Consider the following 11739-nt stretch of genomic DNA (forward strand, 5'->3'; position numbering starts at 1 on the left):
TATAATATTAAGGAGGGAAATTTAATGTCGACAGTACCATTTTCTGTTCAAAAAGCGAAAGAAGATATAATTTACCCTAAAAAAACATTGGTCAATATTTTTGAAGAAATAGCAGAGGAGTTTTCAGATTCAGTAGCTATTAAATTAGGGGAAGAAACGATGGATTACCGGACATTAAATCAAAAGGCAAATGAAGTTGCCCATTTTTTAAGATCTAAGGGTGTAAGCCGTGAATCCATTGTCTGTTTATTGTTTGATCGTTCTATCGATATGATTGTATCTATATTGGGGGTACTGAAATCAGGAGGAGCATATTTGCCTATCGATCCAGAGTATCCAATAGAACGAATACAAAATACTGTCATTGATAGTCAGTCTACATATGTACTTACACATAATTCATACGGAAGTCGTTTGAATTTTAAGTCGGAATCGCCTGTTGATATTTTTGACCTTGCTCAAGAAGATTTTGGTAACGAAAGTAAAGCGAATCCTACCCCTATTAATGATCCAACAGATTTAGCATACGTTATTTACACATCTGGTTCTACAGGAAAGCCTAAGGGTGTAATGATTGAGCATGAAAGTGTAGTAAGACTTTTAATTAATAATAAAAATCTTTTTCAATTTTCTCAACGAGATATTTGGACAATGTTTCATTCCTATTGCTTTGACTTTTCAGTATGGGAAATGTATGGAGCTCTTTTATATGGGGGTACAGTCATAATTGTTCCTAAGTTAATTGCACAAGATCCTTCTTTATTCTTGAATCTATTGGAGAATGAAAAAGTAACTGTTTTAAACCAGACCCCAGGCGCATTCTATAATTTAGTTAATGAAACAATAGAAAAAGAATCAGTAAAGTTGGGACTTCGATATATTGTGTTTGGAGGAGAAGCTCTAAAACCAAGTATGTTATCTCAATGGAAAGAGAGATTCCCAGACTCTAGGCTTATTAATATGTATGGGATTACCGAAATTACTGTCCATGGAACATTCAAAGAGATTACGGATAAAGAAATTGAAAGCGGAACGAGTAATATAGGTGTACCTATACCAACGCTATCTATGTATGTACTGAATGAAACATTAGATGAGGTAGAACAAGGGGAAATTGGAGAACTTTATGTTGCTGGAGTGGGTGTAGCCAGAGGATATTTACATAGAAGTGAACTTACAAATGAACGATTTATTGAAAGTGAGAAATACGGGAATCAACGTTTATATAAATCAGGAGATTTGGTACGCTATTTAGAAAATGGAGAGCTTGAATATATAGGTCGTAGTGATTTCCAAATTAAAATTCGTGGACACCGAATAGAGCTTAAGGAAATTGAGCATTGGTTTACTCAGCAAGAGGGAGTTAAAAACGTTACGGTTGTTCCAAGAAATGATGAGCTAGAAGTAACTTATCTATGTGCATATGTAGAAGGGCAAGCTGAGGTAGAAAAGTTAAGATTGGATATTTCACAAGCATTTCCTAGCTATATGATTCCCCATTTTATTATTAAAGTTGATAACATCCCTTTAACTTCTAATGGGAAAGTTGATTCGAAGAATTTACCGAATCCTTTAGAAAATACGAACCAAGCAGTTTACGAAAAACCTACAACTAATTTAGAGATTAAACTAGTTGAAGCTTTTGAAAATTTATTTCACTATCAGCCAATAGGAATTAATGATAGCTTTTATAGTTTTGGAGGGGATTCTTTAAGAGCTGCAAGACTTTCATCAATGTTAAAGAAAAATCTAAATATAGCTGTTTCTATCAAAGATATTCTTACTTATCCAACAATCAAATCATTGGCACTTTTATTAACTAGTCAAGAGACAGTTGGTGAGAGTTCTATTAAAAAAGCTGTATCAAAAGACTTTTATGAAGCATCTCCTGCTCAAAGAAACATGTATACCCTATGTAACATAGTTGAAGGAACTCATTATAACATTCCGTTACTTTACGAGTTAAAGGGTGCTGTAAATCAAAAGGATCTTTGCAATGCATTCAAAAAATTAGTGGTAAGGCATGAGGCGCTCAGAACAACATTTGAACTACATGATGAGCATGTTAGACAAGTGGTTCATAGCGATATGTCCCTTAATTATGAGGTATTACATACAAGTATGCCTGTGTTGGATGTTGTAAAGGAAAAAATTACTGTCTTTTCATTAGAAAAAGGTCCACTCTTCAAATGGATATTGATATATGACGAAATACATCAAAAGAAATATCTATTTTTGGATTTCCATCATATTATCTGTGACGGAATCACCCTAAATATATTCATGGAAGATTTATTTATATTATTAGAAGGTCATCACTTAGAGAATCTGCCTCTTCAATATACTGATTATTCGGAGTGGCAAACTGATAGATTAAATGCTAACCAATTAACACTAAGTAAAAAGCATTATTCTGAACTTTTTGAGGATGGAATACCGAAGCTGAATATTAAAACAGATTTTGCTCGTCCAATGTATCCAACATTTAAAGGACATACAATTCCATTCACAATTCCTACAGAATTAGCTAAGAAATTAAAAGTAATTTCTAATGAAACAGGAACTACTATTTTCATGCTATTGATAGCAGCATTTAATGTTTTTTTATCGAAACATACGAATGAAGAAGACTTAGTGGTAGGGACTCCATTTACAGGGAGAGAAAATCCTGATACTGATACGATAGCTGGTATGTTTGTTAATACGTTACCTATACGATCTCAACCACATGCTGAAAAGCTTTTTAAAGATTATATGTTAGAAATTAAATCCCTTGTATTCTCTAGTATTGAGCACTCAGACTATCAGTTTGAACAATTGGTACAAGACTTAGAAGTAGATCGTAATACAGGATATAATCCCATTTTTAACGTAATGTTTGCCATGCAGAACTTCGAGACAAGAACCTTTAAGAACGATACCTTAGAGGCGACCAAAAAGAAACTCTACACGGACTATTCTCACTTCGATATGCTTCTATACTCATATGAAGAAGGGGAGGATATCCATTTCGAGTGGGAGTATTCAACTGATTTATTCAAAGAGACCACCATTCAAAGATATATTACTCAATTTACTCAACTACTTGAGAACATTAGTGGAAAAGTAAATGAAAAGATTTGTTCCTTAAGTTTGCTTACTTCTATAGAGAAAAAAATAATTATAAATGATTTCAATGATACATTAACAAGTTGCCCAATAAATTCTAGTATTGTTGACTTATTTAATGACCTAAGGACAGAACAACCTACGAAAAAGATACTCATGAAGAATGGGAATGCTATAACTGTTGCTGAACTTGATAAACACTCCAATAAGGTTGCACATTATTTACTCTCAAAAGGTATTAAAACGGAACAACCTGTTGGAATTATGATGAGTAAATCATTTGAAATGATAGTGGCTACATTGGGAATCTTAAAAGCGGGAGCAGCATACGTACCGATTGACCAAGATGCTCCTTTACAGCGTATCAATTTTATTGTCCAAGATTGCCAATTACCACTTATTATTAGTGACGAATTGAATAGCAATATCCAGATTGAAACAAACATCATTAATTGCAATGAGGTGCTGCAAAAAGAGATTGAAGAATTTCCACTGCCATCTCGGAATCCTAATTCTTTAGCCTATATTATTTATACGTCTGGATCTACAGGTAACCCTAAAGGAGTACTTATAGAGGATCAAAATATTATTAGGTTAGTAAGGGATACAAAGTATATTGATTTTTCTGCTCATCAAAACCTTTTAATGACAGGTAGTTTCTCATTTGATGCTTCCACTTTTGAAATATGGGGTGCCATCCTAAATGGATTGACCTTACATCTAATTGATAAGGAAAATATGCTTGATACAAAAGAGCTTTTAGCAGTAATACAGAAAAATAAAATTGATCTTATGTGGCTTACTGCTCCTTTCTTTAATCAGTTAATTAATGAGAATAATGCTTTATTTGAAAGTGTAAAAACGTTAATCGTTGGTGGGGATGTACTAAGTACTCAACATATTAATATGGCCATGGAAAGCAGTCCTAATCTCCAAATAATTAATGGTTACGGGCCAACAGAAAATACTACATTTTCGACTGCTTATAAAATTCCGAAAAGCATACCAAAAAATATACCTATAGGAAAACCTATCAGTAACTCTAAAGCGTATGTAGTAAATTCCAATACAAGTGAATTGCTACCTATTGGACAGATAGGTGAGCTCTGGGTTGGTGGACAAGGCGTCGCTCGTGGCTACCTTAACCAAGAGAACCTTACAAAAGAGAAGTTCATTGACGATCCTTTTTCGAAAAACGGGAGAGTTTATAAAACGGGAGACCTGGCTTACTGGGACGAGGAAGGTAACTTAGAGTTTTGTGGAAGAATTGATAACCAAGTGAAGATTCGTGGTTATCGAATTGAGCTTGGAGAAATTGAAGCCGCTATTCGTAATCATGAGCAGGTGAATGAAGCGTTAATTACCCAAATGATTGATGGCATTGAGGACGTACTCTGTGCTTATTATGTGAGTAAAGAGAAACTCAAAGAAGAGGAAATAAGAAATCACCTTATCGAATGTTTACCAGATTATATGGTTCCTAAATATTTAATACGTATTGATATGATGCCACTAAATAAAAATGGAAAAGTTGCGAAAGAGCATTTGCCTCTTCCATCTTTTGATGACATAGATGTTGATGGACATCAGGAATTAACTGATACCCAAAACAAATTAGTTGATATTTGGAAATCAATTTTAACAGATTCGGTGAATTTTAGAATTAACGACTCTTTCTTCTCAATTGGTGGTCATTCCTTAAAAGCAATTACGCTACTTGCGAAGATCAATAAAGAATTTAACGTGAATTTTTCTATGAAAGATATCTTTAAATTACAAACAGTAGAAGCACTCTCTAATAAAATAGATAACATGAAAACAAGTAAAAAATATAGTTATATTGTTCCTACTGAAGCAAAATCATCTTATCCGATTAGTTTAACTCAAAAAAGGCTCTTCATTTTAAACGAGATCTATCCAAACCAAAAGGTATATAACATACCCGTGTGTTACAAATTAAACCAGCCTCTAGATGTTGTAAGATTTGAACGCTGTTTAAATGATTTGGTGGAACGTAATGAAATACTAAGAACAACATTTAAAATGGAAAATAATCAACCAGTCCAGATTGTTCATGAGGACGCAAAAATCACAGTAGAGACAGTAGCATTAAGTAGTACTCAATTAGATCATTATACGGAAAACTTTATGCATAATTTTGATCTCGCAAAGCTACCACTGTTTAGAGTGGAATATGTAGAAGTTGACCGTGAGGAATGCTATCTCTATATGGACTTCCATCATATTATTTTAGATGGACTATCGATTAATTTTTATCTACATCAGTTATTTAATATGTATATGGAGAAAGATGTAGCAGTTCAGCATATCCAGTATAAAGATTATGCGACATGGCTATCTACTCAAGAAGTTAAAGATTCTATTGAAGAGAAATCAGAATACTGGTTAAAGCATATTGGTGATGAGCCGCCAATATTAGAACTTTCGTTAGATAAACAACGTCCAGTAGTACAAACTTTTGAAGGTAAAACGATTCATTTTGAGATAGCCCCTTTATTAGAAAAGAAATTACGTTCATTTGCTAAACAATATCAAACTACTCCATTCACGGTCATGTTTTCTGCTTTTAATATTTTACTATCAAAATATACTCGTCAAGAGGACATTATCGTGGGTACTACTGTTTCAGGTAGAAATCATCCAGATATTGATGAAATGCTAGGAATGTTTGTTAATACATTAGCAATACGAAGCTTTCCTGAAAAAGAAAAGACTTTTGAACGGTTCCTTCATGAGACTCATGATTTGTTAATAAAGAGTTATGAGAATCAAGAATATCCTTTTGAAGAGTTGGTCGATCGTTTGGAGATAAATCGAAGTATAGATCGTAACCCATTATATAATGTCATGTTCTCTATGAATAATATAGCTTCTAAAAAGTATAAATTTGATAACTTATGTTTAGATCCGGTAAGCATGAATTATCCGTTTTCTAAAGTGGATTTAACGATGTTTATGAATGAAGGAGAAGATTATCTGTCGTTTTCAATCGAATATTCAACTTCTCTTTTTTATGAGGAAACAATTCAACAGCTAGGTAATCATTACACTCAACTCCTTGAGAGCATCTTAGCAAAAGCCTATTCCGAAATTAAAGAGTTGAGAATAATAACACCTGCAGAAGAAAAAACATTGCTTTTAGACTTTAACGATACAAAAGCAGAATATGCACAAGAAAAATTCATTCATCAACTTTTTGAAGAGAAGGTAAACGAATATCCGGATGTGTTAGCTATTGAAGGACCACTAGAAAATGTGACATACCAATCATTAAATAGTCGGGCGAACCAACTGGCACATTTCCTTTATATGAATAAAATTACTCAAACTAATGAGTATGTTGCCATCATGCTTGATCGAAGCCCTGACATGATTACAAGTGTCTTGGGGATATTAAAAGCTGGACTTGCTTATGTACCAATTGATCCTAGTTGGCCAATAGATCGAATTAAACACATTATTACTTCATTAGGCGTTAAAGAAATTGTAACAAACCCAAGCTATGTAGATTCCTTAAGAGAATTAGAGTTGAGTACTACTATTCTATTATCAGTTTCAGATGCAACTAATTTTGGAAAGGGAGTTATTGGTCATAATAAGTTAGAAATGCTTCCTACAACAAATCTTAAGCTACCTCAATATGAAGATTTAAATGCTTATGTGATTTTTACATCTGGATCAACTGGTCAACCTAAAGGAGTAGCAGTCAAACATAAGCCAGTTATTAATCTTATTGAATGGGTAAACAAAACGTTCTCAGTTGGAAAGAATGATAAGTTGCTTTTTGTCACTTCTTTATGTTTTGACTTATCCGTGTATGACATCTTAGGAACATTGGCTGCAGGGGGTAAGATTCGTATTGCTAGTAATAATGAAGTGAGAGACCCACAGCAATTAATGAAAATCATATCTGAAGAAAATATTACGTTTTGGGATTCCGCTCCGGCTGCTTTACAACAGTTAACTTCGTATTTTCCAGAGAAAAAGATGGAGAGTAGCAAGCTACGATTGGTATTCCTGAGCGGAGATTGGATTCCAGTTACCCTACCTACAAAACTTAAAGAAGTCTTTGAAGGTGTAGAAGTTATCAGTTTAGGTGGTGCTACGGAAGCTACGGTATGGTCTAATTTCTATCCAATTAAGGAAGTTAAAAAAGACTGGAAGAGCATACCTTATGGAAAACCAATTCAAAATGCAAAATATTATATCTTGGATAGCGAACTAAATCCTTCGCCTATAGGAGTTCCAGGTGACTTATATATAGGGGGAGAGTGTTTAGCTTCTGGTTATGCTAATGCAGCAGAATTGACTTTAACACGTTTTATTGCAAATCCTTTTATACAAGGTGAAAACAATATCATGTATAAAACCGGGGACTTAGCAAGATGGTATAGAGATGGAAATATTGAGTTTTTAGGTAGAGTTGATCATCAAGTTAAAATTAGAGGATATCGAATTGAACTTGGAGAGATTGAGTATCACCTACTAAATCATCCAGGTATTAAAGAAGCTATCACGATTACTAAGGAAGACGAATCTAATAATGTTTATCTATGTACTTATTACACATCTAATATTGGTGTAACTGAAAGTGAATTAAAGAACTATTTAGGTTCTAAAATTCCCGAGTACATGGTCCCTTCTATTTTATACTTGCTTGATAAAATTCCTGTGACAAGTAATGGAAAGCTAGATCGTGGAGCGTTGCCTGAACCTAAGAGACAGCTTTCTCTAAATAACTATAGAGCGCCTAAAAGTGACGCTGAAAAACTCATTTTAGATATTTGGAAAGAGCTATTAAAAGTAGATGAGATAGGGATAGATGACAAGTTTTTTGAAGTAGGCGGTAATTCTTTACTTATTGTCCAAGTGCATCAACGCTTAGAGGATATTTATCCTGGAAAAATAAAAGTGGTGGACTTATTTACTTATCCAACAGTTGCCGAGATCGCTTCATTGGTATCTGAGAATGATACAAGTACTATAAACAAGGATAATTCGGTGGATGTTGATGATGTTTTTGAGAAGTTAGGTAGCGGGAGTATCGATTTAGAACGAGCTCTTGAAGAGTTGCTTGAATAAAGGCATATCAGGAGGTAAGACGTGAGAGAAGTTTTCGAATATTTGATAAAAGAGACGGCAGCCGGAAGAATTGATAAGAAAATAGGTTCAAATTTAGCTAAATTAATGAGAAAAGACATGGTTATACAAGATGATATTGCTATTGTAGGCGTTCATGCAGCGTTTCCTGAGGCATCTAATAAAGATGAACTTTGGGACTTGCTTGAAACTGAAAAAGACATTGTATCTTCATTCCCAGAAAGTCGGAAAGCAGATGTTACACCTCTGCTTTCCGATCAACAAAGTAGTTTTATAAAAGGAAACTACTTTAATGAAATAGATAAGTTCGACTACAAATACTTTGGATTAAATCCTAAAGAAGCCAGTTTAATGGACCCGAATCATCGAATATTTTTAGAAGCAGTAATACATGCAATTGAAGATGCTGGTTACAGTAGTGATCAATTAAAAGGAACTAAAACTGGCGTTTGTGTAGGACTAAGCCCGCATGATCACTTTTATAAGGACTTAGTCGAAAAATTAGAACCAGACTCTATCTCCATGTCCATTGAAGGGAACTTGTCACCCCTGCTTTCAGGTCGTATCTCATATTTTCTGGATTTGAAAGGTCCCAATTTAACTATTGATACCGCGTGTTCCTCTACACTGAGTGCTGTACACGTAGCCTGTAACATGATTAAGAATAAAGAAGCAGATCAAGTAATTGTTGGTGGAGTGAAAACTCACTTATGTCCTGTGGAACCTGAAGAAAAAATAGGGATTGAATCATTAGATGGAATTACAAGAACATTTGACAGCCTATCTAATGGAACAGGGATTGGCGAGGGTGTCATAGCTATCATGCTTAAGCCCCACTCTAAAGCAAAGAAAGATAAAGATCAGATCTATGCAATTATAAAAGGATCAGCTATCAATCAAGACGGAAAATCTATTGGATTGACTGCTCCTAATGTTAGGGCACAGGAAGAAGTAATTGTGAATGCATGGAAAAATGCTAGTATCGATCCTGAAACCATTAGTTATATTGAAGCTCATGGAACAGGAACTAAACTTGGAGATCCAATCGAGGTTGAAGGTATCAATAGAGCGTTTTCTCGCTTTACAGATAAAAAACAATTCTGTGGAATTGGATCTATTAAATCAAATTTAGGTCATACAGATAGTTTAGCTGGTCTTGCTGGTCTTGTTAAGTGCATTTTATCTTTAAAACATAAGCGCTTACCTGCAAGTTTGCATTTTAATTCCCCTAACAAGGACATTGACTTTATTGATTCTTCTGTATATGTAATTGATGTAATGAAAGATTGGGAAACCAATATCTCAACTAGAAGATGTGGAGTAAGTTCCTTTGGTATGAGTGGATCGAATTGCCATATTGTTTTAGAAGAAGCAGTGGAGGAACATTCAACTGAAACCCGTTTAGACACAAATATTTTTGTGCTTTCTGCGAAGAGTGAAGCATCTTTGAAAAAGTATATTGATGAATATGCCAAGTTTTTAAGTGGAGATCTGAAAGATGAGGTTTCTTTAGAAAGAATTTGCTATACGGCTTGTATGGGTAAAGAACATTTCCTTTATCGCATCGCACTAATAGTGGAGAGTAAACAAGATTTATTTAATAAATTGGATTTCTTACGTAAAAAAGACCTAAATACTTTCTCTGCTAACAGCTTTTTTTATAGCCATAGCCAAGAGTACAGGGAGTTCTTTGACACTACTTTTACCGAAAAGGCAGCTATTTCTTTTGTTCAAGGCAGGGAGGTAGATTGGGATCAAATCTATCCTGAAAAAATACAAAAGGTAAGTTTGCCAGCTTATCCATTTGAAAAAACCCGTTGTTGGGTTACAAAGGTTTCTAATGAAATTAAATTAATTGGGAAACCCCAGAATGAATATAGCGAAACTGAAATGAGTATTGCTGAAGTATGGTCACAAACTTTAGGAATAAGTCAGTTTGATGTTTATAAAGACGATTTTTTTGAACTAGGTGGAAATTCGCTGCATGCAAATATTTTAGCCTCAAAAATTCGAAGCAAACTAAAGGTGAATGTATCAGTTAGTAACATTTTTACCTATTCCACTATTCATCAAATGGTAGATCTCGTTAATCAATCGAATCATTTTCTTGAAAGTAAAATTGAAAAATTACATGGTCAAGAATATTATGATTTATCACCTGCTCAAAGTCGATTATATCGAGTGAATCAGCTTTCAGATGAAGATGACTTGTCTTACAATATGCCTTTTGCTTTGCGTCTATCTGGAGATTTAGATGTAAAAAAGCTAACTATTTGTTGGCAAACTCTTATTGATAGACATGAATCTTTGCGAACAACTTTTACGAATCTTGATGGTGTGGGTAAGCAGAAGATCCATCACTCTTATAAATATGAGATTGAAATAATTGAGGTCTCGAAAGAAGATGTCAGTGAAAAAATGAGTGAGTTAATCACCTCATTTGATATTAAACAATTGCCTTTATTTAAATTGAAATTACTAAGAACTTCGCATAATGAGTACATATTGTTCTTTGATATTCATCATATTATTTCGGACGGTGTGTCAATTAGCGTTTTAACTCAAGAACTATTGGATTTATACGATGATAAAGAAATAGCAAAAGAAGTGGTTCAATACAAAGATTTTGCAAACTGGCAAAACCAACAATTCGAAAGCAATGCATACAAGGAACAAGAACAGTTTTGGTATAACGAATACAGTCTTCCTGTTGAGGAGTTAAACTTGCCTACGGATTTTGAACGTCCATTGTATAGAAGTCTAGAAGGTGATCACTATAGCTTTTCTATAACGGCAGATTTAACAGATAAATTGAAACAAATTGCAAAAGAGTATAAGGCGAATATGTTTTCTATTTTGTTATCAGCTTATCAAGTACTCATGTACAGATACTCCAATCAAAATGATATTGTGATTGGCTGTCCTGTAGCTGGTAGACAAAGAGATGACTTACAAGGAACTGTTGGGATGTTTGTTAATATGCTACCTTTGCGTAAGGTGATAGATAGTGAAGAGCCTATTAAAGACTTTTTAAATAGAAACATGTCATATTCATTAAATGCTTTTGAGAATCAAGATTACCAAATTGAACGGTTAATTGAAGAGTTTGAAATTCCATATAAAACAAACCGTAATCCGTTGTATGATGTGGCATTTTCTTATCAAAACTTTGATTTCAATGTCATGGACATCAATGGTGTAAAAGTCGAAGCAATTCCTTTTTATGATCTTAAATGGAATTCTTCTAAATTTGACCTTAACTTATTTGGCGGGATGGATGCGTCAGATGAGAAGTTAGAGTTTTGCTTTGAGTATAGTACGGAGCTATTTAAGAAAGAATCTATTGAATCATTTGGAAAAGATTACATTTCCATCTTAAATTCTTTTGTGGAAATAGAAAATGGTCGAATCAAAGACATTGTGCTAGAAGAAGATCCGAATATAGGGTTTAAAGAACTTGAAGTAACTCCTCAACTTGTCCCTGATTTTAAATTTTAATTAAGGTGGTTC

General features: G+C 33.9%; 2 protein-coding genes. Both read left to right on the forward strand.

Annotation, left to right across the window (positions count from 1 at the left end; translation table 11 throughout):
* The first annotated feature begins 24 nt into the window (after positions 1-24).
* A complete protein-coding gene (locus tag RST01_RS10420; protein WP_147196587.1) occupies positions 25-8211 on the forward strand; it encodes a non-ribosomal peptide synthetase in 8187 nt (2728 codons plus the stop codon).
* 21 nt (positions 8212-8232) lie between these two features.
* Positions 8233-11727 carry a condensation domain-containing protein gene (locus RST01_RS10425; protein WP_147196588.1) on the forward strand — a complete coding sequence of 1165 codons (3495 nt, stop codon included), beginning with the start codon at positions 8233-8235 and terminating at the stop codon, positions 11725-11727.
* Positions 11728-11739: the final 12 nt, after the last annotated feature.

It is taken from the genome of Rummeliibacillus stabekisii (genome assembly GCF_007988965.1).
Lineage (GTDB): Bacteria > Bacillota > Bacilli > Bacillales_A > Planococcaceae > Rummeliibacillus > Rummeliibacillus stabekisii.